This window comes from Pseudomonas sp. zfem004 (genome assembly GCF_032621715.1).
GTDB lineage: Bacteria > Pseudomonadota > Gammaproteobacteria > Pseudomonadales > Pseudomonadaceae > Aquipseudomonas > Aquipseudomonas sichuanensis.
The window spans coordinates 35,512-61,087 of the sequence record NZ_JAVYJF010000005.1 but is presented as its reverse complement, the minus strand read 5'-3'; the positions used below and the strand labels follow the sequence as shown (position 1 = coordinate 61,087).

Annotated in this window: 32 protein-coding genes; 21 read left to right on the top strand and 11 right to left on the bottom strand. The window is 63.8% G+C overall.

The annotated features are described in order from the left end of the window. Positions 1-13: 13 nt before the first annotated feature. The 6 genes from RTH46_RS07205 to RTH46_RS07180 all read left to right on the top strand — a co-directional run bounded on the left by RTH46_RS07205 (position 14) and on the right by RTH46_RS07180 (position 4,942). Positions 14-1,039, top strand: coding sequence for an ABC transporter ATP-binding protein (locus tag RTH46_RS07205; protein ID WP_316905324.1), 1,026 nt, complete (start codon positions 14-16; stop codon positions 1,037-1,039). A 26-nt stretch (positions 1,040-1,065) separates the two neighbouring features. Next, the gene (locus RTH46_RS07200; protein ID WP_153786304.1) at positions 1,066-1,977 is read left to right on the top strand and encodes an ABC transporter permease; all 912 of its coding nucleotides are present in this window, start codon (positions 1,066-1,068) and stop codon (positions 1,975-1,977) included. Next, positions 1,967-2,773: an ABC transporter permease gene (locus RTH46_RS07195; protein ID WP_316905323.1), complete on the top strand. Its 807-nt coding sequence runs from the start codon at positions 1,967-1,969 to the stop codon at positions 2,771-2,773. The genes RTH46_RS07200 and RTH46_RS07195 overlap by 11 nt, the downstream gene beginning before the upstream one ends. Before the next feature lie 17 nt (positions 2,774-2,790). Beyond that, entirely contained in the window at positions 2,791-4,215 is a 1,425-nt protein-coding gene (locus tag RTH46_RS07190; protein ID WP_316905322.1) for a gamma-aminobutyraldehyde dehydrogenase, read from the top strand. A 143-nt stretch (positions 4,216-4,358) separates the two neighbouring features. Further along, a complete protein-coding gene (locus RTH46_RS07185) occupies positions 4,359-4,613 on the top strand; it encodes a type II toxin-antitoxin system HicA family toxin (protein ID WP_153786264.1) in 255 nt (84 codons plus the stop codon). Beyond that, on the top strand, positions 4,610-4,942 hold the full coding sequence (locus RTH46_RS07180) for a type II toxin-antitoxin system HicB family antitoxin (protein ID WP_110995515.1): 333 nt from the start codon (positions 4,610-4,612) through the stop codon (positions 4,940-4,942). The genes RTH46_RS07185 and RTH46_RS07180 overlap by 4 nt, the downstream gene beginning before the upstream one ends. Position 4,943: 1 nt before the next feature. On the opposite strand, the gene RTH46_RS07175 is transcribed toward RTH46_RS07180, so the two are convergent. The 5 genes from RTH46_RS07175 to RTH46_RS07155 all read right to left on the bottom strand — a co-directional run bounded on the left by RTH46_RS07175 (position 4,944) and on the right by RTH46_RS07155 (position 8,848). Further along, positions 4,944-6,050, bottom strand: a complete 1,107-nt coding sequence (locus RTH46_RS07175) for an NADH:flavin oxidoreductase/NADH oxidase (protein ID WP_153786265.1) — start codon at positions 6,048-6,050, stop codon at positions 4,944-4,946. 176 nt (positions 6,051-6,226) lie between these two features. Continuing rightward, entirely contained in the window at positions 6,227-6,985 is a 759-nt protein-coding gene (locus RTH46_RS07170) for a collagen-like protein (protein ID WP_316905321.1), read from the bottom strand. Between the two features lie 4 nt (positions 6,986-6,989). Beyond that, complete coding sequence (locus tag RTH46_RS07165) at positions 6,990-7,253, bottom strand: DUF1145 domain-containing protein (RefSeq protein ID WP_153786267.1); 264 nt, start codon at positions 7,251-7,253, stop codon at positions 6,990-6,992. A gap of 96 nt (positions 7,254-7,349) precedes the next feature. Then, positions 7,350-8,069 carry an OmpA family protein gene (locus tag RTH46_RS07160; RefSeq protein ID WP_153786268.1) on the bottom strand — a complete coding sequence of 240 codons (720 nt, stop codon included), beginning with the start codon at positions 8,067-8,069 and terminating at the stop codon, positions 7,350-7,352. Between the two features lie 89 nt (positions 8,070-8,158). Further along, a complete protein-coding gene (locus RTH46_RS07155; protein ID WP_153786269.1) occupies positions 8,159-8,848 on the bottom strand; it encodes an OmpA family protein in 690 nt (229 codons plus the stop codon). 160 nt (positions 8,849-9,008) lie between these two features. Between RTH46_RS07155 and RTH46_RS07150 the strand changes: the two genes are divergently transcribed. The 5 genes from RTH46_RS07150 to RTH46_RS07130 all read left to right on the top strand — a co-directional run bounded on the left by RTH46_RS07150 (position 9,009) and on the right by RTH46_RS07130 (position 13,298). After that, positions 9,009-9,503, top strand: coding sequence for a DUF6231 family protein (locus tag RTH46_RS07150; protein WP_153786270.1), 495 nt, complete (start codon positions 9,009-9,011; stop codon positions 9,501-9,503). A gap of 4 nt (positions 9,504-9,507) precedes the next feature. Next, positions 9,508-9,984 carry a YchJ family protein gene (locus RTH46_RS07145; protein ID WP_153786271.1) on the top strand — a complete coding sequence of 159 codons (477 nt, stop codon included), beginning with the start codon at positions 9,508-9,510 and terminating at the stop codon, positions 9,982-9,984. Between the two features lie 2 nt (positions 9,985-9,986). Further along, positions 9,987-10,463, top strand: coding sequence for an LEA type 2 family protein (locus tag RTH46_RS07140; RefSeq protein WP_316905320.1), 477 nt, complete (start codon positions 9,987-9,989; stop codon positions 10,461-10,463). Positions 10,464-10,470: 7 nt separating this feature from the next. Further along, entirely contained in the window at positions 10,471-10,674 is a 204-nt protein-coding gene (locus tag RTH46_RS07135; protein WP_012313055.1) for an SEC-C metal-binding domain-containing protein, read from the top strand. A gap of 188 nt (positions 10,675-10,862) precedes the next feature. Continuing rightward, positions 10,863-13,298 (top strand): penicillin acylase family protein, encoded by a 2,436-nt coding sequence (locus RTH46_RS07130; RefSeq protein ID WP_316905319.1) that lies wholly within the window; start codon positions 10,863-10,865, stop codon positions 13,296-13,298. A 54-nt stretch (positions 13,299-13,352) separates the two neighbouring features. Here RTH46_RS07130 and RTH46_RS07125 read toward each other — a convergent pair whose 3' ends face one another. Continuing rightward, entirely contained in the window at positions 13,353-13,778 is a 426-nt protein-coding gene (locus RTH46_RS07125; protein ID WP_153786274.1) for a type II toxin-antitoxin system HicB family antitoxin, read from the bottom strand. 20 nt (positions 13,779-13,798) lie between these two features. Then, positions 13,799-13,981, bottom strand: a complete 183-nt coding sequence (locus RTH46_RS07120; RefSeq protein ID WP_125857637.1) for a type II toxin-antitoxin system HicA family toxin — start codon at positions 13,979-13,981, stop codon at positions 13,799-13,801. 232 nt (positions 13,982-14,213) lie between these two features. On the opposite strand from RTH46_RS07120, the gene RTH46_RS07115 reads away from it, so the two are divergent. Beyond that, complete coding sequence (locus RTH46_RS07115) at positions 14,214-15,329, top strand: succinylglutamate desuccinylase/aspartoacylase family protein (protein WP_153786275.1); 1,116 nt, start codon at positions 14,214-14,216, stop codon at positions 15,327-15,329. A gap of 31 nt (positions 15,330-15,360) precedes the next feature. Here RTH46_RS07115 and RTH46_RS07110 read toward each other — a convergent pair whose 3' ends face one another. Both RTH46_RS07110 and dcd read right to left on the bottom strand, forming a co-directional pair. After that, entirely contained in the window at positions 15,361-15,591 is a 231-nt protein-coding gene (locus tag RTH46_RS07110; RefSeq protein ID WP_110995504.1) for a hypothetical protein, read from the bottom strand. 98 nt (positions 15,592-15,689) lie between these two features. Beyond that, positions 15,690-16,256, bottom strand: coding sequence for a dCTP deaminase (gene dcd, locus RTH46_RS07105; RefSeq protein WP_003258001.1), 567 nt, complete (start codon positions 16,254-16,256; stop codon positions 15,690-15,692). 339 nt (positions 16,257-16,595) lie between these two features. On the opposite strand from dcd, the gene RTH46_RS07100 reads away from it, so the two are divergent. Continuing rightward, positions 16,596-16,805, top strand: a complete 210-nt coding sequence (locus RTH46_RS07100) for a cold-shock protein (RefSeq protein WP_016488765.1) — start codon at positions 16,596-16,598, stop codon at positions 16,803-16,805. 208 nt (positions 16,806-17,013) lie between these two features. Here RTH46_RS07100 and apbC read toward each other — a convergent pair whose 3' ends face one another. After that, positions 17,014-18,108 (bottom strand): iron-sulfur cluster carrier protein ApbC, encoded by a 1,095-nt coding sequence (gene apbC, locus RTH46_RS07095; RefSeq protein WP_153786276.1) that lies wholly within the window; start codon positions 18,106-18,108, stop codon positions 17,014-17,016. A gap of 158 nt (positions 18,109-18,266) precedes the next feature. Here apbC and metG point away from each other — a divergent pair, with 158 nt between their 5' ends. The 7 genes from metG (at position 18,267) to RTH46_RS07060 (ending at position 23,979) form a co-directional block, all read left to right on the top strand. Further along, positions 18,267-20,306, top strand: a complete 2,040-nt coding sequence (gene metG / locus RTH46_RS07090) for a methionine--tRNA ligase (protein ID WP_316905318.1) — start codon at positions 18,267-18,269, stop codon at positions 20,304-20,306. A gap of 88 nt (positions 20,307-20,394) precedes the next feature. After that, the gene (locus tag RTH46_RS07085; protein WP_153786278.1) at positions 20,395-20,943 is read left to right on the top strand and encodes an Rnf-Nqr domain containing protein; all 549 of its coding nucleotides are present in this window, start codon (positions 20,395-20,397) and stop codon (positions 20,941-20,943) included. A 12-nt stretch (positions 20,944-20,955) separates the two neighbouring features. Continuing rightward, entirely contained in the window at positions 20,956-21,927 is a 972-nt protein-coding gene (locus RTH46_RS07080) for an RnfABCDGE type electron transport complex subunit D (protein WP_316905317.1), read from the top strand. Further along, positions 21,924-22,538 (top strand): RnfABCDGE type electron transport complex subunit G, encoded by a 615-nt coding sequence (locus RTH46_RS07075; protein WP_316905316.1) that lies wholly within the window; start codon positions 21,924-21,926, stop codon positions 22,536-22,538. Before RTH46_RS07080 ends, RTH46_RS07075 begins: the two co-directional genes overlap by 4 nt. Then, positions 22,531-23,055, top strand: coding sequence for an Rnf-Nqr domain containing protein (locus RTH46_RS07070; RefSeq protein WP_153786281.1), 525 nt, complete (start codon positions 22,531-22,533; stop codon positions 23,053-23,055). Before RTH46_RS07075 ends, RTH46_RS07070 begins: the two co-directional genes overlap by 8 nt. A 4-nt stretch (positions 23,056-23,059) precedes the next feature. After that, entirely contained in the window at positions 23,060-23,698 is a 639-nt protein-coding gene (gene nth / locus RTH46_RS07065; RefSeq protein WP_125857630.1) for an endonuclease III, read from the top strand. A 104-nt stretch (positions 23,699-23,802) separates the two neighbouring features. Next, entirely contained in the window at positions 23,803-23,979 is a 177-nt protein-coding gene (locus RTH46_RS07060) for a PA3496 family putative envelope integrity protein (protein WP_167409855.1), read from the top strand. A 41-nt stretch (positions 23,980-24,020) separates the two neighbouring features. Here RTH46_RS07060 and RTH46_RS07055 read toward each other — a convergent pair whose 3' ends face one another. Further along, positions 24,021-24,647, bottom strand: coding sequence for a response regulator transcription factor (locus RTH46_RS07055; protein ID WP_153786282.1), 627 nt, complete (start codon positions 24,645-24,647; stop codon positions 24,021-24,023). 375 nt (positions 24,648-25,022) lie between these two features. Here RTH46_RS07055 and RTH46_RS07050 point away from each other — a divergent pair, with 375 nt between their 5' ends. After that, complete coding sequence (locus RTH46_RS07050) at positions 25,023-25,562, top strand: hypothetical protein (RefSeq protein ID WP_316905315.1); 540 nt, start codon at positions 25,023-25,025, stop codon at positions 25,560-25,562. Positions 25,563-25,576: the final 14 nt, after the last annotated feature.

Sequence of the window (25,576 nt, the reverse complement as noted above, 5' to 3'; positions counted from 1 at the left end):
GTGGAGCCCCAGCATGCCCCTAGCCGTACAGTTCACCCAGGTTTCCCGCACCTTCGGCGAGGTCAAGGCCGTCGACCAGGTCAGCATCGACATCGAGGACGGCGAGTTCTTCTCCATGCTCGGCCCCTCGGGCTCGGGCAAGACCACCTGCCTGCGCCTGATCGCCGGCTTCGAGCAACCCAGCAGCGGCTCGATCCGTATCCATGGCAGCGAAGCCGCCGGGCTGCCGCCCTATCAGCGTGACGTCAACACCGTGTTCCAGGACTACGCACTGTTCCCGCACATGAACGTGCGCGACAACGTCGCTTATGGCCTTAAGGTCAAAGGCGTGGCCAAGGCCGAACGCCATGCCCGTGCCGACGAGGCGCTGGCCATGGTCGCCCTGGACGGCTACGGCACACGCAAGCCGGCGCAGTTGTCCGGCGGCCAGCGCCAGCGCGTCGCCCTGGCCCGCGCCCTGGTCAACCGGCCACGGGTGCTGCTGCTCGATGAACCGCTCGGCGCCCTCGACCTCAAGTTGCGCGAGCAGATGCAGGGCGAGCTGAAAAAGCTGCAGCGCCAGCTGGGCATCACCTTCATCTTCGTCACCCACGACCAGACCGAGGCCTTGTCGATGTCCGACCGGGTGGCCGTGTTCAACCGCGGGCGCATCGAACAGGTCGACACGCCCCGCAACCTGTACATGCAGCCGGCGACCACCTTCGTCGCCGAGTTCGTCGGCACCTCCAACGTGCTGCGCGGGGAACTGGCGCAACAGCTCAATGGCAGCGCATCGCCCTTCTCCATCCGCCCCGAGCACATCCGCCTCGACGGCCAGCCCGCCAGCGGCGACGTACAGGTCGGCGGTGTGCTGCACGATATCCAGTACCAGGGCAGCGCCACCCGTTTCGAGGTGAAGCTGGACGGCGGCCAACTGCTCGCCGTCAGCCAGGCCAACGACCGCTGGCAGGCCCAGGCGCACCAGTGGCAGGCCGGCCAGCGCGTGCAGGCCAGCTGGCCCCGTGAGGCGATGACCGCATTGCGGGAAACCCAGCCATGAGCCTGGCCGCTGAAAAAGCAGCGGGCATCACGCCGCTACGGCGCCTGAGCGACCTGCTGTACCGGCGCCCCAACCTGTACCTGCTGATGCTGCTGATCCCGCCGTTGCTGTGGTTCGGCGCGATCTACCTGGGCTCGTTGCTGAACCTGTTGTGGCAGGGTTTCTACACCTTCGACGACTTCACCATGGCGGTGACGCCGGACCTGACCCTGGCCAACTTCGCCGCGCTGTTCAACCCGGCCAACTTCGACATCATCCTGCGCACCCTGAGCATGGCCGTGGCGGTGTCGCTGGCCAGCGCCGTGCTGGCCTTCCCCATCGCTTACTACATGGCGCGCTATACCACCGGCCGCACCAAGGCGTTCTTCTATATCGCGGTGATGATGCCGATGTGGGCCAGCTACATCGTCAAGACCTACGCCTGGACCCTGCTGCTGGCCAAGGGCGGCGTGGCCCAGTGGTTCATCCAGCAACTGCACCTGCAGCCGCTGTTGCAGCTGGTACTGGATATCCCGGGCGTCGGCGGCAGCACCCTGTCGACCTCGCACCTGGGGCGCTTTCTGGTGTTCGTCTACATCTGGCTGCCCTTCATGATCCTGCCGATCCAGGCCGCACTGGAGCGCCTGCCGCCGTCCCTGCTGCAAGCCTCGGCCGACCTCGGCGCCAAACCCCGGCAGACGTTCATTCAGGTGATCCTGCCGCTGTCGGTGCCGGGCATCGCCGCCGGTTCGATCTTCACCTTCTCGCTGACCCTGGGCGACTTCATCGTGCCGCAACTGGTCGGCCCGCCCGGCTATTTCATCGGCAGCATGGTGTATGCCCAGCAAGGCGCGATCGGCAACATGCCCATGGCGGCGGCCTTTACCCTGGTGCCGATCGTGCTGATCGCGGTGTACCTGTCCATCGTCAAACGCCTGGGGGCCTTCGATGCACTCTGAACAAGCCTCGACGGGCCTGCGCCTGGCGGCCTGGGGCGGGCTGGCGTTCCTGCACTTCCCGATCCTGATCATCCTGCTCTATGCCTTCAACACCGAAGACGCGGCGTTCAGCTTCCCGCCCAAGGGCTTCACGTTGAAGTGGTTCGCCGTGGCCCTCGCCCGCCCCGACGTGCTCGAAGCGATCAAGCTGTCATTGCAGGTGGCCTGCCTGGCCACGCTGATCGCCCTGGTCCTTGGCACCCTGGCTTCGGCGGCGTTGTACCGGCGCAGTTTTTTCGGCAAGGAAAGCATTTCGCTGATGCTGATCCTGCCGATCGCCCTGCCCGGCATCATCACCGGTATCGCCCTGCTTTCGGCGTTCAAGCGCCTAGGGATAGAACCTGGGCTGTTCACCATCGTCGTCGGCCACGCCACGTTCTGCGTGGTGATCGTCTACAACAACGTCATCGCCCGCCTGCGCCGTACTTCGCAGAGCCTGATCGAAGCCTCGATGGACCTGGGCGCCGACGGCTGGCAGACCTTCCGCTACATCATCCTGCCTAACCTGGGCTCGGCGTTGCTGGCCGGCGGCATGCTGGCCTTCGCCCTGTCGTTCGACGAGATCATCGTCACCACCTTCACCGCCGGCAACGAGCGCACATTGCCGATCTGGCTGCTCAACCAGCTCAGCCGCCCGCGCGACGTGCCGGTGACCAACGTGGTCGCCATGCTGGTGATGCTGGTGACCATGCTGCCGATCCTCGGCGCCTATTACCTGACCCGTGGCGGTGAAAGCGTCGCGGGCAGCGGCAAATGACCCTGGAGGAGTCCCCGATGCAAACCCGAATGCTGATCAACGGCCAGCTCATCGCTGGCGAAGGCCCGGCCTGGACCGTGCTCGACCCGGCCAAGGGCACGGCCCTGGCACAGATCACCGAAGCCACCGAGGCCCAGGTCGACAGCGCTGTGCGCGCGGCCGACAAGGCGTTCGACGGCTGGTCGCAGACCACGCCGAAAGAGCGCTCGACCGCGCTGTTGGCCATTGCCGACGTCATCGAACAGCACGGCGAGGCACTGGCCAGGCTGGAGTCGGACAACTGCGGCAAGCCTTACGCTGCCGCGCTCAACGACGAGATCCCGGCCATCGCCGACGTGTTCCGCTACTTCGCCGGCGCGGCGCGTTGCCTGGGCGGCTCGGCGGCGGGGGAATACCTGCCCGGGCACACCTCGATGATCCGCCGTGACCCGCTGGGCGTGGTGGCGTCCATCGCGCCGTGGAACTACCCGCTGATGATGCTGGCATGGAAAATCGCCCCGGCGTTGGCCGCCGGCAACACCGTCGTGATCAAACCTTCGGAGCTGACCCCACTGACCGCCCTGCACCTGGGTGAGCTGATTCAGGGCCTGCTGCCGCCCGGCGTACTCAATATCCTGTTCGGCCGCGGCCAGACCGTCGGCAACCCGCTGGTCACTCACCCCAAGGTGCGCATGGTGTCGCTGACCGGCTCCATCCCCACCGGCGCGCACATCATCGGCGCCACCGCCGACAGCGTGAAGCGCATGCACATGGAGCTGGGCGGCAAGGCCCCGGTGATCGTGTTCGACGATGCCGACCTCGATGCCGCTATCGAAGGCATCCGCACCTTCGGCTTCTACAACGCCGGGCAGGACTGCACCGCCGCCTGCCGCCTGTACGTGCAGGACGGCATCTACGAGCGCTTCGTCGAACGCCTGGGCGAGGCGGTCGCCAGCCTCAAGCACGGCCTGCAGAACGATCCGGCCACCGAACTCGGCCCGTTGATCAGCGCCCAGCACCGCGACAAGGTCGCCGGGCTGGTACAGCGTGCGATTGCCCAGCCGCATATCCGCCTGGTTACCGGCGGCAAGGTCGTGCCCGGTGACGGGTTCTTCTTCGAACCCACCGTGCTGGCCGACACGCTGCAGGATGACGAGATCGTCCGGCATGAAGTGTTCGGGCCGGTGGTGTCGGTGACCCGCTTCAGCGACGAGGCCCAGGCGCTGGAATGGGCCAACGACTCCGAGTACGGCCTGGCATCGTCGGTATGGACCCGCGACAGCGGCCGCGCCCACCGCCTGGCTGCACGCTTGCATTACGGCTGCACCTGGGTGAACACCCACTTCATGCTGGTCAGCGAAATGCCCCATGGCGGGCAGAAGCATTCGGGGTACGGGAAGGATATGTCGATGTACGGGCTGGAGGACTACACCTGTGTGCGACATGTGATGTTCAAGCATTGATGCACGGATGACAGAAGCCGACTGGCAGTGATGTCCAGTCGGCTTTTTGCTGCCTGCCATACCGATATTTCCCGCAATCTGCCGCTGCAGCGCCCTACTGCCAGACCGTTGAGCAAATTAGACTGGTATCACAGACTGATACCATGAATAATCACCAACGTGCTTTACTCGAACTCGTTTTCAAGAAGCCTGTGCCCAAAACCCTGGACTGGATACGCCTGGAATCGCTGCTGGTATCGCTTGGCGCCAGAACGGTCGAAGGTAGGGGTTCACGCGTACGGTTCGAACTCCACGGGGCAGTGGCCACCTTCCACCGCCCTCACCCGGACCGCCACGCCAAAACCTATCAAGTGCGGGATGCCCGCCAGTTCCTGGAGCAGGCAGGAGTGACACCATGAATGTGATGAATTACCGCGGCTATGCCGCCCGCATCGAATACAGCGACGAAGACCAACTGCTGGTCGGCCACGTCGCCGGCATCCACGACGTGATCGGCTTCCATGGCGAATCGATCAGCGAACTGCGCCAGGCCTTCGAGGAGGCCGTCGACGACTACCTCGAAACCTGCCAGCGCCTGGGGCGTGAGCCGCAAAAGACCTACTCCGGCAAGCTCAGCCTGCGCCTGGAGCCCACGCTTCATGCCAGCGTGGCGGCCCAGGCGGAGCTTGCGCAGAAAAGCATCAACCAATGGGTGAGCGACATCCTCAGCAAGGCCGCCTACGGCTGAGTCAATCGCGCAGGTCCGACTCGTGGATCGGGTTGGCCCGGCTGGTCGCCCGCTGGTACTGAGCCGGCCACGTGGCCTTGTTGCCGCCCAGGTCATCGTCGGCGTGCAGTGGCCAGTACGGGTCACGCAGCAGTTCGCGGGCCAGGAAGATCACATCGGCCTGGCCGGTGCGCAGGATGTGTTCGGCCTGGGCGGGTTCGGTGATCATGCCAACGGTGCCGGTGGCGATTTCCGACTCTTTGCGCACCCGTTCGGCGAAGCGGGTCTGGTAACCCGGGCCGGTGGGGATCTCGGCGTTGACCGAGGTGCCGCCAGACGAAACGTCGATCAGGTCGACACCCAGCACGCGCAGGCGGCGCGCCAGCTCTACGGTTTCATCCGGGTTCCAGCCATCCTCCACCCAGTCGGTGGCCGAGACGCGGACGAACAGCGGCAGCTCCTGCGGCCACACCTTGCGCACTGCTTCGGTGACCTGCAGGGTCAGGCGAATGCGGTTTTCGAAGCAACTGCCATAGTCGTCGCGCCTCTGATTGCTCAGCGGCGACAGGAACTGGTGCAGCAGGTAGCCATGGGCGGCGTGGATTTCCACTACCTTGAAACCCGCCTTCAATGCGCGCTCGGTCGCCGCCACAAACGCGGTCACCACGTCCTGGATCTCGTCCTTGCTCAACTCGCGCGGCGCGGTGTGCTGCGGGTCGAAGGCGATTTTCGATGGGCCGACCGGCTGCCACCCGCCCTCCTCGAGCTTGACGCTGCCTTGCTTGCCCAACCAGGGGCGATAGGTGCTGGCCTTGCGTCCGGCGTGGGCCAGCTGGATGCCGGGCACGGCGCCCTGGGCGGTGATGAAGCGGGTGATGCGCTGCAGCGGGGCGATCTGTTCGTCGTTCCACAGACCAAGGTCTTCGGCAGTAATGCGGCCATCGGCAGTGACCGCGACGGCCTCGCTGATCACCAGGCCCGCGCCACCCACGGCACGGCTGCCCAGGTGCACCAGGTGCCAGTCGTTGGCCAGGCCGTCGACGGCGGAGTACTGGCACATGGGGGAAACGGCAATACGGTTGGGCAGGGTCAGCTGACGCAGGGTATACGGCTCAAGCAGCAGGCTCATGAGAGCACCTCCCGGGGGACTCCAATGGTTGTCCGGTCCGGGCACTTGTAGTGGGAACTTGGCCGGTACCGGTCTTTTTCAGACTAGACCATGGGTGTCGGAGGTGTCTGGCCGTTAGGTACGGAGTCGCTGACAAGCCTGCCGGATAACACCTCAAGCAGGCTCAGCCTCGGCGCTTACAAGCGCTGCAGGATCAACTCACCGGCAGCGCCGGCGGCACCTGGCTCCCCGGGTTGCCCTGGCAGGCCATTGGCACCGGCCGCCGTGCTGTACACCAGGCAGCCCTTGCTCGCGCCGCCCTTGCCAGCCTTGCCGGCTGCGCCCGGCTTGCCCGGCGCGCCGCCCTCAAGCCGAACCATGATCCGTTCCTGGGCGAAGCCGTCCGGCAGCGCCAGGCGGATCCGCCCGCCAGCGGCACCATCGTGGCCATTACCACCGTTGTCACCATTCGCCCCTCGGCTGGCCTGCCCCCAGGTGCAGCCACCCGGCTTGCCATTACCGCCGTCGAGGCCGACATAGCCTGGCGCGCCAGCGCCACCACGGGCATCGATGACCAACTGCTCGGCCTCAAGCGCCTGCAGACGCAAGTCGAGGTTGCGCCCCGGACGGGCTGCACGCTCATAAGTGCCCGGTGCACCAGGCGCACTGATTTCACTTCCTTCGCCCAGGTGGGCGCTGGCGGCGCTGATACTCAGGTCGCGTTCGGCGGGGGCAATGGCAATGCGCGCATCGCGCCCCAGCTCCAGACGGTCGATCTTCAGCTCAGTGAGGGTGGCTGGCAGCAACAGGGTCGCCGAGTCGGCCACACGCAACTGTTCAAGATGCACGCTGGCCGACTTGTTCGGCAGGCGCAGCATGGAGTGAGCGGCGACTTCAAGGCTTTCCGCCTGAGCCAGGGGCGCGGCCAAAGCGGCCAGCAACATCAATTTATGCATGGCTCTAGGCCTTACCAGGTTTGGGGATGGACATGACGTGGAAGATGCCGGTCAGCAGGATCTGCAATCGATCGAACCAACGGTGGCTGCGCCCGCGCAGGCTAGCGTTGAAAAACAACACCTCGAGCACGTGCAGTGACAGCAGGAAGATGCCGGCGGTATTGATCAGCAGATTGAGCGGCAATGGCTGCGGCATGAACAGGTTGAACAGCACCACCCACCAGAACAGCACCGTCAGGACCTTGCCCAGGCCCAGGATGAACTTCATACCCCGCCCCCACTGTTTATTGTTATGCCAGCGCGGCCCGTTCGAGCGGACCGCGCTGGCAACAGTAACCTTACTGCCGCAGGCGCGCCAGAGGGGTCAGTTCAGGTGCAGTTCCACCCGTCGGTTGCGCGCTCGGCCTTCATCGCTGTCGTTGTCGGCAACCGGATCAGCCTCGCCACGGCCCTGGCTGGTCACCTTGTTCGGCGCCAGCCCTTGGCTGATCAGGTACTCGGCGACGCTGCTGGCACGCTGCTCGGACAGGCGTTGGTTGTAGCTGTCGGAGCCTACGCTGTCGGTGAAGCCAATCACCTTGACGCGGGTCACGCCCGGCTCGTTCAGCCTGGTCAGCAGGCTTTGCAGACGCTGCCGAGCGGCCGCCGTGAGCTCGGCGGAGTCAAAGGCAAACAGCACCTGGCCCTGGTCGTCGAGGGTAATCACCTCAGAGGTAGCGGCGGGTTCGGGTTGCGCTTGCGCGGGAGGGTATTGGGGCAGCGGGCAGCCCATGTGGTTGACCTGGGTGCCGGCGGGGGTGCCTGGGCAACGGTCACGGCGGTCGAAGACACCATCGCCATCCTCATCGCCATCCTGGGCGTAGCAGATCAGGCCACCGGCGATGGCTCCCAGGGCACCGCCACCGGCCGCCCAACTGGAGCTCTCGATAGCCCCCAGGCCACCGCCGACCAGCCCACCAAGCAGGCTGCAGAGGGGCCAGGTCCTTTGATTGAGGGGCGCGCTGCCATCGCTGTGGGTCGCGCAGCCGGCCAGCAGGCTGGTGGCCAGCAACAGCGGCAGCGCCGCCTTGGACAAAACACGCATGGTGAATGCTCCTGTGTCACCGGCCGCTACCGGTCACCCAGGAGTAAAGACGCGCCCGCGCCACTTCTCAAGGCGCGGGCGCAGGGCTGTCAACGCTGGATCTTGATCTCGGTACGGCGGTTCATGGCGCGCCCGTCGGCCGTGGCGTTGTCAGCCACCGGTTGGGTCTCGCCGGCCCCCACGACCGAGACGAAGCTGCTGCGCGGTACGCCTTGCTCGACCAGATAATCGGTCACCGAATGGGCTCGGCGCTCGGAAAGCTTCTGGTTGTAGCTGTCGGAACCGACGCTGTCGGTATGGCCGGTGACGCTCAGGCGGGCGCTCGGGGCCTCCTGTTTAAGGCGCGTGGCAATGGTATTGAGGCGCTCCTTGTCGGCGGCGGTGAGGCGTGCCGAGTCGAACTCGAAGCGCACATCGCGAATGACGATGACTTCTTCCTTCTGTACCACGACCTCCTCGACCACAGGTGGTGGTGGCGGGCAGCCGTTGGCATCGACCTGGACCCCGCGCGGCGTGCCTGGGCACTTGTCGCGACTATCCGGCACACCATCGCCGTCTTCGTCGCCATCGCCGTGGGCCCAGCAGTAACCGGCCGCCAGGCCGCCACCGAGCAACGCACCCCAGCCAGCCCAGCTGGAACTCTCGATGGCGCCCAGGGCGGCGCCGCCTACACCCCCGACGGCAGCACACTTCGGCCAGTCGGTTTTTTGCAAACCTGCACAACCAGTCAACACACTGGTGAGCAGGACCAGGGGTATCGCTGTGCGTACTATGCTCATCTTGTTGCTTCTCCTAGGGGGAATCGGTGCAAAACCGATGCTCTGGAAGTAAAGACCGCTGTTTCTCGCTCTGCCAGCAATAAGCCACGACGTGGCGCCGTGCCTCTATGCCAGGCAGGCCGGGGCCGTTAGTCTTGAGCGACCTGAACGAGGAATGGCAATGACTGACGCTTTCTCCCAACGCACACCACAGCAGGCCCTGGCCGCCCTGCTCGAGCGTTTCACGCCACACAAGCTGCTGCTGGTGGGCACACGCTTCCCGGCATTGGACGCCTTCGCCGCAGAGCACCCGGACACCCATATAGAAGTCGCCTCACCCGGCCCATTGCCAGCCAGGCTGGCCGCCCAGCGCTTCGACCTGGCGTTACTGGTGGACTGCCTTGAGCACCTGCCCAAACGCAGCGGCCTGGAGCTGCTTGGTGGCATACGCAACCTCAATGCCAGCAAGGTCGCGGTGCTCGCCGACCTGGGCGCCTGCGGCTGGCACGACACCGACTTTTTCTCGCTGGCGCTGTCGGCCAGCGAGAAATTCCAGCGAGACGAACAGGTGCTCAGCCTGTTCACCTATGATCTGCATGACTACAAACAGGTACCGGACTGGCTTAATGCGAAGTTCTGGGCCAATCCACAAAATTTCGGCAAGTACTGGTGGTGACTCGATGAGTGTCTCGGTCTGCCCTTGCGGCAGCGGCAACCTGCTCGACGCCTGCTGCGGGCATTATCACGCCGGCACGCCGGCACCGGATGCGCAGACGCTGATGCGCTCGCGCTACAGCGCCTACGTGCTGGGGCTGATGGATTACCTGGTCGGCACCACGCTGCCGGCCCAACAGGCCGGCCTGGACCGCGCTGGCATGGCGGCCTGGAGCGCGCAAAGCACCTGGCTGGGGCTCGAGGTGGAAAACGCCGAAGTGCTCGGCGGGCAACCCGAACATGCCTTCGTCACCTTCACCGCACGCTGGCACGACGGGCAAGGCGATCACCAGCACCGCGAACGCTCGGCCTTCGTCCAGCACGCCGGGCGCTGGTACTTCATCGACCCGACCGTGGAGCTGAAAGTCGGGCGCAATGATCCCTGCCCCTGCGCCAGCGGGCAGAAATTCAAGAAATGCTGCGCCAGCTATTTCGGTAACTGAACATGCGCGCCCTCGCCCGCCTGATGCTGCTGGCCTTACTGCTGAGCGGGCTGGCGGGCTGCGCCAGCTGGGGCGACGACAGCTGGCGCCAGCCAGAGGTGCACCTGCTGAAGGTGGAAAAGGTCAGCATGCGCCTGCACCAGCAAGAGTTCGTGCTGCACCTGCAGGTCATCAACCCCAACGACAGCCGGCTGTTCATCCGCAACCTGCACTACGCGGTCCACCTGGGCGACATCCTGCTGGCCGAAGAGGATGTCAGCCTCTGGCGCAGCGTCGGCGCCCATGCCCGGCGCACCTTCAAGATCACCGCGCGGACCAACCTCTGGCAGCACCTCAAGCCCCTGGCGAAACTGCTCAAAAGCCATCAACCCTTGCACTACCGGCTGCAAGGCGACCTGGCCACCGGGCTGATCATCCCCCGGGACCTGCACTTGTCGCGCAGTGGTGAGATAATGCACGGCGATTTTCTACCGGAGTAATCCCGCAATGACCCAGCAACCCCATGTTCATGGCCCCGACTGCAACCACGGTCACGACCATCACCACGATCACGACCACGGCCATGTGCATGGCCCGCACTGCAACCACGGCCACCAGGAGCCGGTGCGCAATGCCCTGAAGGACGTCGGTCGCAACGACCCGTGCCCATGCGGCAGCGAGAAGAAATTCAAGAAGTGCCACGGCGCTTGAAGCAGCCCTGAGCGCCAAGCTGCAAGGCGCAAGATGAAACGGGCCGGTGCAATGCCGGCTTTTTCTTGCGGCTTGCAGCTGGCGGCAAGCCGTTCGTAAATAAAGCGCCCCCGCACCTTGCACGGCGACTGCGCGCTCACTACCTTAGCGCCTTTCCAAACCCCGCCACGCCCTGCAGGAGCCCAGTCATGGCCGCGCCCGTCCTTCCTCCCTTCCGCCCCCGCTTCGGCAGCGCCGCCGCGATGCTCGGCATGCTTGCGCTGACTGGCTGCCAGATGGGCGGCATGCAGGACAGCGTACCGCCGACCACCGGCGTCCAGCCGCTCAAGGGCCTGGCGCAGAATGTTTCGGTGCGGCGCAACGCCATGGGTGCGCCGCTGATCGAAAGCAGCAACTTCCACGATGCGCTGTTCAGCCTGGGCTATGTCCATGCCGGTGACCGCATCGAACAAATGGTCACCCTGCGCCTGCTGGCCCAAGGCCGCCTGGCCGAGCTGGCCGGCCCGGATGCGCTGGAAATCGACCGCCTGATGCGCGCCGCCAACCTCAAGCAGGGCGCCGGCCAGCTCTACGCCGACGCCTCGCCGCGGCTCAAGCGCTTCTTCGAGGTGTATGCCCGAGGGGTCAACGCCTACCTGTTCCGCTACCGCGACAAGCTGCCGGCCGAACTGGCCCGTAGCGGCTATCGCCCCGAGTACTGGAAGCCAGAGGACTCGGCGCTGATCTTCAGTCTGTATGCCTTCAGCCAGTCGGTGAACCTGCAGGAGGAGCTCTCGGCCCTGACCCTGGCGCAGAAGGTTGGCGCAGATAAACTGGCCTGGCTGCTGCCCGGCGCCCCCGACGAAGCCCTGGCCGAAAGCGAAGTCGACAAACTCAAGGGCCTGAACCTGGCCAGCCAGCTGCCGGGCCTGGCCTCGCTCGCCGCCGCCGGCCAGCAACTGGCCGATCTCGGCCTGCTCGGCAATCCAGGCTCGTCCAACCTCGCCCTTGGGCCGCAGCGCAGCCGCAGCGGCAAGAGTCTGCTGGCCAGCGACAGCCGGGCGCCCTGGGCGCTGAGCCCGGTGCAGATCCATACCGGTAAATACCAGGTCGCCGGCCTTTCACTGCCGGGCCTGCCGATCGTGCTGGCCGGCTACAACGGTAAAGTGGCGTGGAGCGCCAGCGCGGTGATGGCCGACAACCAGGACCTGTTCCTCGAACAGGTACGCCGCCAGGGCAGCCAACTGACGTACCTGGCCGACGGCAAATGGCAACAAGCCCGCGCACGCAGCGAGACCTTCTTCGTCCGTGGCCAGCGCCCGCAACGCGAAGTGCTGTATGACACCCGCCATGGCACCCTGCTGCCGGGCCACGGCAGCCTGGCCCTGGCCTTGCACCTGCCGCAGCTCAAGGATGATCGCAGCCTCGACGCGTTGTTCGACCTGACCCGCGCCAGCAACATCGAGCGGGCCTTCGACAGCACCCGTGAAATCGGCGCCGCAGCCCTCAACTTCGTATTCGCCGAACCCGAACACATCGGCTGGCAAGTCAGTGGGCGCTACCCCAACCGCCGCGACGGCCAGGGCCTACTACCCTCGCCGGGCTGGGACGGGCGCTATGACTGGGATGGCTACGCCGACGCCATGCTCCACCCTTACGACCAGGACCCGGTCGCCGGCTTCATCGGCCACGCCAACCAGCGCAGCCAGCCCAAGGGCTACGGCATGCAGCTGTCGAGCAGCTGGTACTACCCTGAACGCGCCGAGCGCCTGGCTCAGCTGGCGGGCAACGGTCGCCATGACAGCCGCAGCCTGATGGCCCTGCAGAACGACCAGGTAACGCTGCTGGCCGACAAGCTCAAGCAGATGTTCGATGCGCCCGGCATGGCCCTGCCACTCAAACAGGCCATCGACGCCTTGCCCGCCGCCCAGCGCGACAAGGCCCGTGACGCCCTGGCCCGGCTCAAGGCCTTCGATGGCCGGCTGAGCCCGGTGTCGGCCGATGCCGCGCTGTATGAGCTGTTCCTCCAGGAAGTCACCCGGCAGACCTTCCTTGACGACCTCGGCCCCGAGTCTAGCCCGGCCTGGCAAGCGTTCGTCGGCAATGCCCAGCTGTCTTATTCGGCCCAGGCCGACCACCTGCTGGGCCGCGAAGACAGCCCGTTCTGGGATGACCGTGGCACGCCGCAGAAGGAAGACAAGCCCGCCATCCTCGCCCGCAGCCTGGCGGCGGCGATCGATACCGGCACCGCCCAGCTCGGCGCCGACCGCCGTGCCTGGCAGTGGGGCAAGCTGCACCAGTATCGCTGGCCGGCGCCGAACTACCGCGGCTTGGGCGACAGCCTCAGCCGCTCGCCCATGGCTGCCGGCGGTGATTTCAGCACGCTGGCACTCACGCCCTACGCCTGGGGCAGCAACTTCGACACCCGCCTGCCGGCCTCGGCGCGGATGATCGTAGACTTCGGCCAGGCCGAACCGCTGCAACTGCTGACCAGCAGCGGCCCGTCCGGCAACCCGGCAAGCCGCCATTACAGCGACGGGCTGGATGCCTGGTTCAAGGGGCGCTTCATGAGCATGCCGTTGCAGCCGCAGAACTTCGGGCGGGCTTATGGCAGCCAACGACTGACGCTGGTGCCGGGGAAATAAGCCGACAGCAATGAAAAAGCCGCCTGAACAGGCGGCTTTTTCATCGGTGCTCGGTCAAGCAGCGACCACTGCCAACTCGATGCGCTGGCCCAACACATGCAAAGCGTGCTCTACCTGCTCGATCTTCGAGCGGTGCAACAGGTTGACCAGACGATCCACTTGCGGGCGATTGACGCCAAGTCGCCGAGCCAGTTCGGTCTTGGTCACTTTCTGCGCAATCATGGTGTTCCACAGCGCAGCCTTGGCGGCGGTCAACGCAGGCAACCTGACCACCGCCTGATCGCATGCGTGTAGCGAAGGCAGTGGAATGGCGACACGTTGATCCACGTATAACGAAAGCGCCGATTCCAAGGCATCAACAGCATCGAACAGCGCTTCATCCACTGTGTCGCCGGCACTGGCCATTTCTGGAATATCCGGACAGCTGACCCAGAAGCTACCGGCTTCACAATGCACGATCACCGGATAATCAAAATTCATGTCGTTGCCTCGTTTGAGGGTCAATCGCCTAGCCCAAGGTCTTTGAGGATCTTTTTCCTGAGCCCTTCGCCGATTTCCTTGGCGCCATGGTCGGGAAAGATCGTCTGTCGCTTGCCGAGGTAAACCTTGAAATGGCTGCCTTTGGCAGGAACGAACGTGGCGCCTTGAGCACGCAGCCACCGACGGAATTCGCTGTATTTCATGCAAGTCCCGCAAGAGCAAGTTGCTACAGAATGATCAGCTACGCAACATTTTTGATGCGCAGCCAAGGTGAACCTCAAGTAAACAGGTAATGCACCTTCACCATTTCCGAGCCTTGCGCCAGTTGCACCAGCAAGCGTTGTGTGAAACCGGGCAATGATGCACCGCGCGCCAAGTTGTGCTTCTATCCATCATTCCGGCCCCTAATCGCAGACCGCCCTCTTCAGGACCCCCATGCACCATTCGACCCACGACCTGCTGTCCCCCGCGCCCGGCATCGCCCGCCAGTTGCACAGTTTCCACTTCGGCCCGCGCGGCGGTGGCAAGGTGTATATCCAGGCCTCGCTGCATGCCGACGAACTGCCGGGCATGCTGGTGGCCTGGCACCTCAAGCAACGCCTGTTGGAGCTGGAGCAGCACGGCCGGCTACGCCGCGAGATCATCCTGGTACCGGTGGCCAACCCGGTGGGCCTCGAGCAGGTGCTGCTGGACGCCCCGTTGGGGCGCTTCGAGCTGCAGAGCGGCGAAAACTTCAACCGCAACTTCGTTGACTTGTCGGACAGCATCGGCGACCAGATCGAAGGTCATCTGAACGACGACCCAGCGCATAACCTGGCGCTGATCCGCGAGTACCTGCGTCGCGGCCTGGACGCGCACCCGGCACACACCCCATTGCAGTCCCAGCGCCTGACCCTTCAGCGCCTGGCCTGCGATGCCGACATGGTGCTCGACCTGCACTGCGACTTCGAAGCCGTCGAGCATCTGTACACCACCCCGGAAGCCTGGCCTCAGGTCGAACCGCTGGCGCGCTACCTGGGCGTGCAGGCCAGTTTGCTGGCCACCGACTCGGGCGGGCAGTCGTTCGACGAGTGCTTCAGCCTGGTGTGGTGGCAATTGCAACAGCGCTTCGGCAAGCGCTTCCCGATCCCCATGGGCAGCTTCTCGGTGACCATCGAGCTGCGCGGCCAGGCAGATGTCAGCCATGCCCTGGCAACCCAGGACTGCCAGGCGATCCTGGATTTTCTCACCCACAGTGGCGTGATCGACGGCCAGCCCGCAGCCCTGCCGGCCCTGCGCCAGCCAGCGACGCCGCTGGCAGCGGTGGAGCCCGTCACTACGCCGCTGGGCGGCCTGCTGGTATTCCACGCCAAACCTGGACAGTACCTGGAAGCGGGGCAACTCATCGCCGAGGTCATCGACCCGCTGAGCGACCGCGTCACCCCGCTGCGCAATACCCAGGCAGGGCTGCTGTATGCGCGTAGTGTGCGGCGCATGGCCACGGCCGGCATGGTCATCGCCCATGTCGCTGGCGAGCAGGTATGCCGCAGCGGCTACCTGCTGGGCAACTGATCCGTTACAACCAGGCGGCGCGGCCCGCGGGTCAGGCCACGGGGGCTGGCGGCGGTTCGTCGGGCAGGGTCGGCTCGCCCGGCTCCATCGGCGGATGCTCGCCGGGCTCCGGCGGTTGCGGGGTATCGGGGTCAGGCTGGTGCGGTACGCCACCGGCCTGCAGGTGCATTGGCGGATGCGCCAGCAGCGTCCAGGCCAGCAATCCGACCTGATTCGGCTGCAGGACCGCCAGCTTGGCGCTGATTGCGGGGTCGAGTTTCATGGAGCGGCTCCTGACGAGAGCCGGCACGCGTCGTGCGCGCCGGGACTGCTATCTCGTTGGAGTGCCGGGCGGGCAAACAATTCCCGCGCTTGGTCGCCTCAGGTACGTGGCAGGGTGACGCCGCGCTGGCCCTGGTACTTGCCGCCACGGTCCTTGTACGAGACTTCGCATTCTTCGTCGGACTGCAGGAACAGCATCTGCGCCACGCCTTCGTTGGCGTAGATCTTCGCCGGCAGCGTAGTGGTGTTGGAGAACTCCAGGGTGACATGGCCTTCCCACTCAGGCTCGAGCGGGGTGACGTTGACGATGATGCCGCAACGGGCATAGGTGCTCTTGCCCAGGCAGATGGTCAGCACGTCGCGCGGAATGCGGAAGTACTCGACCGTGCGGGCCAGGGCGAAGGAGTTCGGCGGGATGATGCAGACGTCGCTCTTGATGTCGACGAAGCTGCCGGCGTCGAAGTTCTTCGGGTCGACAGTGGCCGAGTTGATGTTGGTGAACACCTTGAATTCGTCGGCGCAGCGCACGTCGTAGCCGTAGCTGGAAACACCGAAGGAGATGACCCGGCTGTCCTGCTCGCCGCGCACCTGGCGCTCGACGAACGGTTCGATCATGCCGTGTTCCTGCGCCATGCGGCGAATCCACTTGTCCGATTTGATGCTCATGGCGGGTGTGTCCTGAGAGTGCAAGGTGAAAAAAATCGTGATGCGCATCTTACCGGTCCCGGCGCCCGCGGCAAAGTCGCATCCACAGTCTTACTGCAATGCCCGCCGGACGGGGCCTGCAGCCGCCGCCGATCCGAATTACGACAAACCTCTCACCAGTTATTGGCAGGTCAGGGAAAGTGGGTTATGGTGTCGCCACTGTGCTGCACGCGACACCGAAGATCTGTTTGATGCACGATTTACGATCGGCCCATCTCCATGACACCTTCTGCTCCTTTGCACTCAGTCTCGGTCGGGGTTTTCCTGGCCGCCATCAACTTTGTCCAAGGAGACAGAAAAATGTCCAATCGCCAATCCGGTACCGTCAAGTGGTTCAACGATGAGAAGGGCTACGGCTTCATCACCCCTCAGTCGGGCGACGACCTGTTCGTGCACTTCAAAGCCATCCAAGCTGACGGCTTCAAAACCCTGAAAGAAGGCCAGGCTGTTACTTTCGTCGCTACCCGCGGCCAGAAAGGCATGCAGGCTGAAGAAGTTCAGATCGCCTAAGTCGATCTCGCTTCCTAGCTTTCAGAAAAAACCCGCCATTGGCGGGTTTTTTTGTGCCTGCCCGAAAATCTCACGGGAAGGGCTGCTCTGTCGCTAGAAAACTCCGTGGGAGCGGGCTTGCCCCGCGATGGGAGGCACCGGCTGCGCCGGTATCGCGGGGCAAGCCCGCTCCCACGAAGTTGCTGTAGATCGCTTGGTCAGCGCTGCATCAATCCTCGCTGATGGTGATGCTCGGCATTGCCGGTGCGGCTGCTTCCTGCAATACGATCCGTGCCCCCACCTGACGCGCCAGCTCCTGATAGACCATGGCGATCTGGCTTTCCGGCTCGGCAATGGCGGTTGGCTTGCCGCTGTCGGCCTGCTCGCGAATCAGCATCGACAGCGGCAGCGAAGCCAGCAGTTCGACACCATATTGGGCCGCCAGCTTCTCACCACCGCCTTCACCGAACAGATGCTCGGCATGGCCGCAGTTGGAGCAGATGTGCACGGCCATGTTCTCCACCACGCCCAGCACCGGGATGTTGACCTTGCGGAACATCTCCACGCCCTTTTTCGCATCCAGCAGCGCCAGGTCCTGTGGCGTGGTGACGATCACCGAGCCGGCCACCGGCACTTTCTGGGCCAGGGTCAGCTGGATGTCGCCAGTGCCCGGCGGCATGTCGATCACCAGGTAGTCGAGATCATCCCAGGCGGTCTGGGTCACCAGTTGCAACAACGCACCGGAAACCATTGGCCCGCGCCATACCATCGGCGTGTTGTCGTCAGTGAGGAAAGCCATGGACATGACCTCGACGCCATGGGCCTTGATCGGCACGAACCATTTTTGATCGCGCACCTGCGGGCGAGTGCCTTCGGCGATACCGAACATCACGCCCTGGCTAGGGCCGTAGATGTCAGCGTCGAGGATGCCGACTCGCGCGCCCTCCCGCGCCAGCGCCAAGGCCAGGTTGGCTGCGGTGGTCGACTTGCCGACCCCGCCCTTGCCGGAGGCAACGGCCACGATATTCTTCACATTGGCCATGGCCGGCACCTGGGCCTGAGCCTTGTGGGTGGCGATCACACAATCGATGGTCACATTCGCCGAAGAAACGCCTTCGAGGTTCTCGATCGCGGTCTGCAGCACCTGGGCCCAACCGCCCTTGAACAGGCCGGCGGCATAACCCAGCTGCAGCTGCACGCTGACCTGCGCGCCCTGGATGTCGATGGCGCGCACGCAGCCGGCGCTGACCGGATCCTGGTTCAGGTAGGGGTCGGTGTACTGGCGAAGCACGCCTTCGACGGCGGCACGGGTAACGGCACTCATGGAGGCTCCCATTGGCAAACTGAATACGAAACAGGCGCCTATGCTAACCCGTCAATCGTCAGCAGATGCGTTCGCAAGGTGAAATATCTTCGCCAGCCCTTTATAGTGGCCGATCACCCTCATTTTTACCCCGTAGCCAGATAAGTAGCCGAGCCACCATGTCCGAGCCACGTCAGATTCTCGTCACCAGCGCCCTGCCCTATGCCAATGGTTCCATTCACCTTGGCCATATGCTCGAGTACATCCAGACAGACATGTGGGTTCGCTTCCAGAAGCTGCGCGGCAACCAGTGCATCTATGTCTGCGCCGACGACGCCCACGGCTCGGCGATCATGCTGCGTGCCGAGAAGGAAGGCATCACTCCGGAGCAACTGATCGCCAACGTCCAGGCCGAGCACAGCGGCGACTTCGCCGATTTCCTGGTCGATTTCGACAACTTCCACTCCACCCACAGCGAAGAGAACCGCGAGCTGTCGGGCATGATCTACACCCGTCTGCGTGACGCCGGCCACATCGCCACCCGTTCGGTCACCCAGTATTTCGACCCGGAAAAGGGCATGTTCCTCGCCGACCGCTTCATCAAGGGCACCTGCCCCAAGTGCGCGGCCGAGGATCAGTACGGCGACAACTGTGAAAAATGCGGCGCCACCTACGCCCCGACCGAACTGAAGAACCCCAAGTCGGCGATTTCCGGCGCCACCCCGGTGCTGCGCGACTCGCAGCACTTCTTCTTCAAGCTGCCCGATTTCCAGGCCATGCTGCAGCAGTGGACCCGCAGCGGCACGCTGCAGGATGCCGTGGCCAACAAATTGGCCGAGTGGCTGGACTCCGGGCTGCAGGAATGGGATATCTCCCGCGATGCACCGTACTTCGGTTTCGAAATTCCGGGCGAGCCTGGCAAGTACTTCTACGTCTGGCTGGATGCGCCGATCGGCTACATGGCCAGTTTCAAGAACCTGTGCGCGCGCCGCCCGGAGCTGGACTTCGACGCGTTCTGGAACGAAGGCTCCAAGGCCGAGCTGTACCACTTCATCGGCAAGGACATCGTCAACTTCCACGCCCTGTTCTGGCCAGCCATGCTCGAAGGCTCGGGCTTCCGCAAGCCGACCGCGGTCAACGTGCACGGCTACCTGACCGTCAACGGCGCCAAGATGTCCAAGTCGCGCGGCACCTTCATCAAGGCGCGCACCTACCTCGACCACCTGCAGCCGGAATACCTGCGTTACTACTATGCCGCCAAGCTGGGCCGCGGCGTCGACGACCTCGACCTCAACCTCGAGGACTTCGTGCAGAAGGTCAACTCCGACCTGGTCGGCAAGGTGGTCAACATCGCCAGCCGTTGCGCCGGCTTCATTCACAAAGGCAATGACGGTGTGATGGTTGCCGGCGATGCCGCCCCCGAGCTGACCGAGGCCTTCCTCGCCGCCGCCCCGTCGATCGCCGAAGCCTACGAAGGCCGCGATTTCGCCCGCGCCATGCGCGAAATCATGGCCCTGGCCGACCGTGCCAACGCCTGGATCGCCGACAAGGCGCCGTGGTCGCTGGCCAAGCAGGAAGGCAAGCAGGATGAAGTCCAGGCCATCTGCGCCCAGGGCATCAACCTGTTCCGTCAGCTGGTGATCTTCCTCAAGCCGGTTCTGCCGCTGCTGGCCGCCGATGCCGAGGCGTTCCTCAACGTCGCCCCGCTGACCTGGAACGACCACCTGTCGCGCCTGGAAAACCACAAGCTCAACCCGTTCAAGGCGTTGATGAGCCGTATCGAGCCGGCCAAGGTCGAAGCCATGGTCGCCGCCAGCAAGGAAGACCTGCTGGCCTCGCAAACCCAGGCCCCGGCTGGCAACGGCGAACTGACCAAAGACCCGCTGTCGGCCGAAATCGAGTTCGACACCTTCGCCGCCGTCGACCTGCGCGTGGCGCTGATCGTCAAGGCCGAGTCCGTCGAAGGTGCCGACAAGCTGCTGCGCCTGACCCTGGACATCGGTGACGAGCAGCGCAACGTGTTCTCCGGCATCAAGTCGGCCTACCCCGACCCAAGCAAGCTGGAAGGGCGTCTGACCATGATGGTGGCCAACCTCAAGCCACGGAAGATGCGTTTTGGCATCTCCGAGGGCATGGTCATGGCGGCCGGCCCTGGTGGCGAAGAGATCTACCTGCTGAGCCCGGACAGCGGCGCCAAGCCCGGCCAGCGCATCAAGTAACCCCCCCTGCCCCGGCCAACTGGCCGGGGCATTTCCATCCAGCGGCCGCTGCCGGATAATCACGGCATCCTCAGGCGGCAGGCATTTCATGAGCGACTACATCCTGGTCCTGGTCAGCGCTGCGCTGGTCAACAACCTGATGTTGCAACCCGACCCGATCGAGCGCGATCGCTTGCAAGTGCTCGGCCTATGCAGCGCGCTGTTGATCCTGATCGGACTGCCCGCCGGGCTGCTGCTCCAGCAGTACCTTCTGGCCCCACTGCAATTGCAACCCTTGCGCCTGTTCCTGCTGTTGCCGTTGTTGGCGATGCTGGCCTGGGGACTGCCGCAACTGCTGCGCCGTATGCGACCCGGCTGGCCTGTGGAGGGCCTGCAAGGGCTGCTGCTGGGCAATGTCGCGGTGCTAGGCTTGCTGTTGCAGCTCGGCAGCGATGGCAGCAGCGTTTGGCAAGCGTTGACCTGGGGCGTGGCAGGCGGGTTGGGGTTCTGGCTGGCCCTGCTACTGTTCGCCGACCTGCGCGAACGCAGCAGCCATGCGGATATTCCGGCGGCCCTGCGTGGCCTGCCCATCGAGCTGATCGGCGCCGGCGTGATGGCCATGGCGCTCTCCAGCCTTAGCGGACTATTCACACAATGAGCCTGCAAACCCATGCCACTGCCTGACCCGCGCCTGCGCAACGCCATGGGCCTGGTCCTTCTGGCCTGCGTGCCCGGGTTGCTGGTGATGTTCTGGCTGCATGGCTGGGGGGTGTTGATCAACCTGCTGCTGTGCACCGGTGCCGCGCTGGCTACAGAGGCACTGCTGCTGACCTGGCGCGGGCAAGCGATACGGCCGGCGCTGGACGATGGCAGCGCATTGGTCAGCGCGGTACTGCTGGCGGTGGCATTGCCCGGCCAGGCCCCCTGGTGGCTGCCGGTGGCCGCGGCCAGCGTTGCCATAGGCCTGGGCAAACAGGCCTTCGGTGGCGTCGGCCGCAACCTGTTCAACCCGGCGATGGTTGGCTATGCCTTCGCCCTGCTGAGTTTCCCGCTGCAGATGAATCACTGGCCCAGCCAAGCGCCTGGCCTGCTCGACAGCCTGCACCTGAGCTTTATTGCCAGCGAGCAGATCGACGCCTGGGCCAGCCCGACGGTACTGGATGCCCTGCGGCACAATCGCAGCCTGACCATCGATGAGCTGTTTGCAACGCATCCGGCCTTCGGCAAGCTGGGCGGGCGGGGCAGCGAATGGGTGAACCTGGCATTCCTGCTGGGCGGGCTGTTCCTGCTGCAGCGCAAGGTGTTCAGCTGGCACGCCCCGGCGGGCTTGCTCGGCGGGCTCCTGCTGTTCAGCCTGCTGGCCTGGAACGGGTCGGGCTCGGACTCCAATGGTTCACCTTTGCTGCACCTGTTCTCTGGCTCCACCATGCTGGCGGCATTCTTCATCTGCACCGAGCCTATCTCCGGCTGTAAACGTCCGCTGGCGCGCCTGCTGTTCGGTATCGGTGCAGGTTGGCTGATCTATCTGCTGCGCACCTGGGGAAGCGTGCCGGACGGGACAGCCTTTGCGGTCCTGCTGATGAACCTCTGCGCTCCGGCGCTGGACCGCTGGGCACAGCGACGCCAACCGGTGACCACATGAGCAGGCGCGCGCGCAGCATACTGCTGCTGACATCGGTGACTGCCTTGGCACTGGCCGGCAGCCTTGTCTGGCAACACTGGACCGCCGGCCCCATCCAGCAAGCCCAACGCCAAATGCAAGAGCGTGAGTGGCTGGCGGCGCTGCCAACAGGCAGCTACGACAACCAGCCGCTCCAGGCCCCCTTGGCGCTGGCCGACAATCAGTTGCCACACAGTCGGCTGCTGGCGGGTTATCGCGCCAGCCTGGCCAACACCCCCGTAGCCATCATGCTGCGCAGCGAGGTGCCGGGGTACGCCGGGCCGATCGAGCTGGCCATCGCGATCGACAATCATGGTCGCCTGACCGGGCTGCGTGTACTTCGCCAACAGGAAAGCCCGGGGCTGGGCGACCAACTGGTCGATCCCGCACGGCATTGGCTGGACCAGTTTATCGGCAAGGCTCATGGCGACCCGCCCGAGCAGGCCTGGGCGCTCAGGCGGGATCGGGGCTCATTCGACCAGCTGGCTGGCGCGACAGTCACCTCGCGGGCAGTTATCGACGCAGTGCAGGATGCGCTGCGCTACTACGATCAACACCGCACCGCGTTGCTCGGGGAGGACAAACATGAATAGGTACTGGTTGCTGAGCGTATGCCTGGCGCCCTTGATCGGCACAACCGGGTCGGTCATCGAGGCCTCGACGATGCTGGCCTGCATGACCGTCGTGATACTGGCGCACCAACTGCTCATGGCTGGGTTACGCAGCCATCTGCTACCTGCCATGCACCTGTGGATGTCCATGGTGCTGGCCGCTGCGCTCGCCAGTTGCCTGCAGCTGGGGCTGCAGGCCTGGGCGTTGCCGATGGCGCTTGTGCTTGGTCACTATCCCGCGCTGCTGGCTCTGCAATGCCTGGCCGTCGAGCGCCTGTTACCGCAAACAGGCCGCTGGCACTCACTGCTCACTGGCCTTGCGGGCATGGCAGCGGCGGGCCTGGTTTTGGCTATCGGCCGTCAGGCCCTGACCGATATCCCAGGGCTGCACATCACTCACCTGGCACCCGGCGCGCTGATACTGCTCGGCCTGCTCCTGGGCTTGTACAATCAGCTACGCCCCGAGCCCACCACTGCACATCGTCAAGGAACGCGTTGACCCCATGAATGCCGCTAAACGCCTGGAGATTTTTCGCAGGCTGCATGAAGACAACCCCGAGCCCAAGACCGAACTGGCCTACACCACTCCCTTCGAACTGCTGATTGCCGTGATTCTCTCGGCGCAAGCAACCGATGTCGGCGTCAACAAGGCAACTGCACGCCTGTTCCCCATCGCCAACACGCCAGAAGCCATTCACGCACTGGGGGTCGATGGGCTGAGCGAATACATCAAGACCATCGGGCTGTACAACAGCAAGGCCAAGAACGTCATCGAGACCTGCCGCCTGCTGGTCGAACAGCATGGCGGAGAGGTACCGGAAACCCGTGAGGCGCTCGAAGCCTTGCCCGGGGTTGGCCGCAAAACCGCCAACGTCGTGCTCAACACGGCATTCGGGCAACTGGCGATGGCCGTTGACACCCATATCTTCCGGGTGAGCAACCGCACCGGCATTGCACCGGGCAAAACCGTGCTGGAGGTGGAGAAGAAGCTGCTCAAGTTCGTACCCAAGGATTACCTGCTCGACGCCCATCATTGGCTGATCCTGCATGGTCGGTACGTTTGCCAGGCGCGCAAGCCTCGCTGCGGTAGCTGCCGAATCGAAGACCTGTGCGAATACAGGCATAAGACATCAGACGATTGAGGCAATTGCAAAAACACCTGCACTACGATTGAAAAAATCTTTTTTACCCGCTCGGTGAATCCCGCTATAAGGACGGCCAATGGCCCTTTGGCTTGGAGTGACGCATGAGCACCGATAAAGAAGACCTGGCTATCGACGACGAGTTTCAAAACGCAGAAGAAGACGCTGAGCCGCAGCCCGAAGTGGCCAAGACCAACCTCAGCAAGCGCCGGACCATCGACAATATGCTGGAAGAGCGGCGCCTGCAGAAGCAGCTGGCCGATTTCGATTACGACCTGTAACCCAGGCATCAAAAAGCCTCCTGATGGAGGCTTTTGATGATTCAGGCCAGACCGTGCCGCTGGGCCAGTTCGATGAGATCAACCAGTGAACGCGCATTGAGTTTGAGCAGCAGCCGGGTTTTGTAAGTACTTACGGTCTTGTTGCTAAGGAACATGCTATCGGCAATTTCCTTATTGGTCTTTCCTCGAGCAAGTTGCTGCAGCACCATCATCTCCCTGCCGGAAAGACGCTCGACCATTTCTACTTCGCTTGCGCCACCAACGCCAGTGCGCCCTTTGTGCAGTGCCTGATTGGGGAAGTAGCTGTAGCCTGACAGCACGGCCTTGATCGCACTTAGCAGCTCGGTCAGCTCCTGTTGCTTGCAGACATACCCCGCAGCCCCCGCCTGCATGCAGCGCATCGAAAAATGGCCCGGTGCCTGCGAGGTCAACACCAGCACCTTGCTTGCCGGGCTTGCCAATGTCATTCGGGCAATGACCTCGAGCCCGTCCAGTTTGGGAATTCCAATATCCAGAATGACAATGTCTGGCAGATGCTCCCGCGTTAGCTGCAAGGCATCCACCCCGTTGTCGGTTTCCGCCATCACCTCGTATCCATGCCGTTCCATCAGCATGCGTACCGCCAGGCGAATGACCGGGTGATCATCCACGATCAGCACTTTGTTCATGCGATATCCATTATTGCGTTATTTTAGTTTTGATACCCGAGCACAACCGAGCATAACGATTATTCGTGCCATGGTTTCCTTGGCAGATGCATCGAAGGAAGACGCCTACTCTTCTTAAGGAATATTCCTACGTACAATTCTTTCGCAGAACTTTATTCGTCCCAGATCGATGTAGCCGTGTACAAGTTAGCACCCTACTAATCGGGCTCCAAGCGCAGAGGCATTACACTTAACGCAGGAAATTTCCACTATTGAGACAAGACATCGGAACGCCGTTAAGTAAATGGCTAAGGATTTTCAGAAGAGGAAATACTCACACTTACTCTGTGTTAAAAATCAGGCTACTGATGAGCAAAGCATGCCTAGGCGCCCATCATGAACAATCCATCATTCAGCCCATTGACGCTTATCGCCGTCTTCGCCGGCGTCATCGAAGCCTCCGCCCTGGCTTCGCTGCCATTCCTGAACGCGGAAAGCCAGACCATCTACACCTGGTTCCTCGTAGGTTTCCCCTTCTTCCTGACGGTGTTGTTCTTCCTCACACTCAACTTCAATACCGGGTCGTTATTCGTGCCTGAGCACCATGACTCAACGCTCAACAGCCCGCCCCCCGCTCAACCACCAACAACGCCAAACCAAGCTGTCACGTCGACGGCCGAAGAGACGCAAGCGCCGCTCAACACGCCCCCGGCGCACATCAGCGAAAGCGAAGCTGCCATGATCATTGCCATCTCCGGCCCAGACAGCCGCAAGATGTTCGAGCGCCATGTATTGCGCATGATCGATCGCCCACACACCTCTACACGCCGCTGGATCCTGTACAACCTCGACACCCGGGCCTGTTTTCATCTATCGGCCGGCCCCATGCACGAGGGCACCGAACCGCCGTTCGAACAGACCGAAGCCCCTGAATGACGGCCAAAAAAAAC

Excerpts from the sequence above, each read along its gene's own strand:
- RTH46_RS07205 (WP_316905324.1), top strand. The coding sequence starts at position 14 with ATGCCCCTAGCCGTACAGTTCACCCAGGTTTCCCGCACCTTCGGCGAG.
- RTH46_RS07195 (WP_316905323.1), top strand. The coding sequence starts at position 1,967 with ATGCACTCTGAACAAGCCTCGACGGGCCTGCGCCTGGCGGCCTGGGGC.
- RTH46_RS07190 (WP_316905322.1), top strand. The coding sequence starts at position 2,791 with ATGCAAACCCGAATGCTGATCAACGGCCAGCTCATCGCTGGCGAAGGC.
- RTH46_RS07185 (WP_153786264.1), top strand. The coding sequence starts at position 4,359 with ATGAATAATCACCAACGTGCTTTACTCGAACTCGTTTTCAAGAAGCCT.
- RTH46_RS07180 (WP_110995515.1), top strand. The coding sequence starts at position 4,610 with ATGAATGTGATGAATTACCGCGGCTATGCCGCCCGCATCGAATACAGC.
- RTH46_RS07175 (WP_153786265.1), bottom strand. The coding sequence starts at position 6,050 with ATGAGCCTGCTGCTTGAGCCGTATACCCTGCGTCAGCTGACCCTGCCC.
- RTH46_RS07170 (WP_316905321.1), bottom strand. The coding sequence starts at position 6,985 with ATGCATAAATTGATGTTGCTGGCCGCTTTGGCCGCGCCCCTGGCTCAG.
- RTH46_RS07165 (WP_153786267.1), bottom strand. The coding sequence starts at position 7,253 with ATGAAGTTCATCCTGGGCCTGGGCAAGGTCCTGACGGTGCTGTTCTGG.
- RTH46_RS07160 (WP_153786268.1), bottom strand. The coding sequence starts at position 8,069 with ATGCGTGTTTTGTCCAAGGCGGCGCTGCCGCTGTTGCTGGCCACCAGC.
- RTH46_RS07155 (WP_153786269.1), bottom strand. The coding sequence starts at position 8,848 with ATGAGCATAGTACGCACAGCGATACCCCTGGTCCTGCTCACCAGTGTG.
- RTH46_RS07150 (WP_153786270.1), top strand. The coding sequence starts at position 9,009 with ATGACTGACGCTTTCTCCCAACGCACACCACAGCAGGCCCTGGCCGCC.
- RTH46_RS07145 (WP_153786271.1), top strand. The coding sequence starts at position 9,508 with ATGAGTGTCTCGGTCTGCCCTTGCGGCAGCGGCAACCTGCTCGACGCC.
- RTH46_RS07140 (WP_316905320.1), top strand. The coding sequence starts at position 9,987 with ATGCGCGCCCTCGCCCGCCTGATGCTGCTGGCCTTACTGCTGAGCGGG.
- RTH46_RS07135 (WP_012313055.1), top strand. The coding sequence starts at position 10,471 with ATGACCCAGCAACCCCATGTTCATGGCCCCGACTGCAACCACGGTCAC.
- RTH46_RS07130 (WP_316905319.1), top strand. The coding sequence starts at position 10,863 with ATGGCCGCGCCCGTCCTTCCTCCCTTCCGCCCCCGCTTCGGCAGCGCC.
- RTH46_RS07125 (WP_153786274.1), bottom strand. The coding sequence starts at position 13,778 with ATGAATTTTGATTATCCGGTGATCGTGCATTGTGAAGCCGGTAGCTTC.
- RTH46_RS07120 (WP_125857637.1), bottom strand. The coding sequence starts at position 13,981 with ATGAAATACAGCGAATTCCGTCGGTGGCTGCGTGCTCAAGGCGCCACG.
- RTH46_RS07115 (WP_153786275.1), top strand. The coding sequence starts at position 14,214 with ATGCACCATTCGACCCACGACCTGCTGTCCCCCGCGCCCGGCATCGCC.
- RTH46_RS07110 (WP_110995504.1), bottom strand. The coding sequence starts at position 15,591 with ATGAAACTCGACCCCGCAATCAGCGCCAAGCTGGCGGTCCTGCAGCCG.
- dcd (WP_003258001.1), bottom strand. The coding sequence starts at position 16,256 with ATGAGCATCAAATCGGACAAGTGGATTCGCCGCATGGCGCAGGAACAC.
- RTH46_RS07100 (WP_016488765.1), top strand. The coding sequence starts at position 16,596 with ATGTCCAATCGCCAATCCGGTACCGTCAAGTGGTTCAACGATGAGAAG.
- apbC (WP_153786276.1), bottom strand. The coding sequence starts at position 18,108 with ATGAGTGCCGTTACCCGTGCCGCCGTCGAAGGCGTGCTTCGCCAGTAC.
- metG (WP_316905318.1), top strand. The coding sequence starts at position 18,267 with ATGTCCGAGCCACGTCAGATTCTCGTCACCAGCGCCCTGCCCTATGCC.
- RTH46_RS07085 (WP_153786278.1), top strand. The coding sequence starts at position 20,395 with ATGAGCGACTACATCCTGGTCCTGGTCAGCGCTGCGCTGGTCAACAAC.
- RTH46_RS07080 (WP_316905317.1), top strand. The coding sequence starts at position 20,956 with ATGCCACTGCCTGACCCGCGCCTGCGCAACGCCATGGGCCTGGTCCTT.
- RTH46_RS07075 (WP_316905316.1), top strand. The coding sequence starts at position 21,924 with ATGAGCAGGCGCGCGCGCAGCATACTGCTGCTGACATCGGTGACTGCC.
- RTH46_RS07070 (WP_153786281.1), top strand. The coding sequence starts at position 22,531 with ATGAATAGGTACTGGTTGCTGAGCGTATGCCTGGCGCCCTTGATCGGC.
- nth (WP_125857630.1), top strand. The coding sequence starts at position 23,060 with ATGAATGCCGCTAAACGCCTGGAGATTTTTCGCAGGCTGCATGAAGAC.
- RTH46_RS07060 (WP_167409855.1), top strand. The coding sequence starts at position 23,803 with ATGAGCACCGATAAAGAAGACCTGGCTATCGACGACGAGTTTCAAAAC.
- RTH46_RS07055 (WP_153786282.1), bottom strand. The coding sequence starts at position 24,647 with ATGAACAAAGTGCTGATCGTGGATGATCACCCGGTCATTCGCCTGGCG.
- RTH46_RS07050 (WP_316905315.1), top strand. The coding sequence starts at position 25,023 with ATGAACAATCCATCATTCAGCCCATTGACGCTTATCGCCGTCTTCGCC.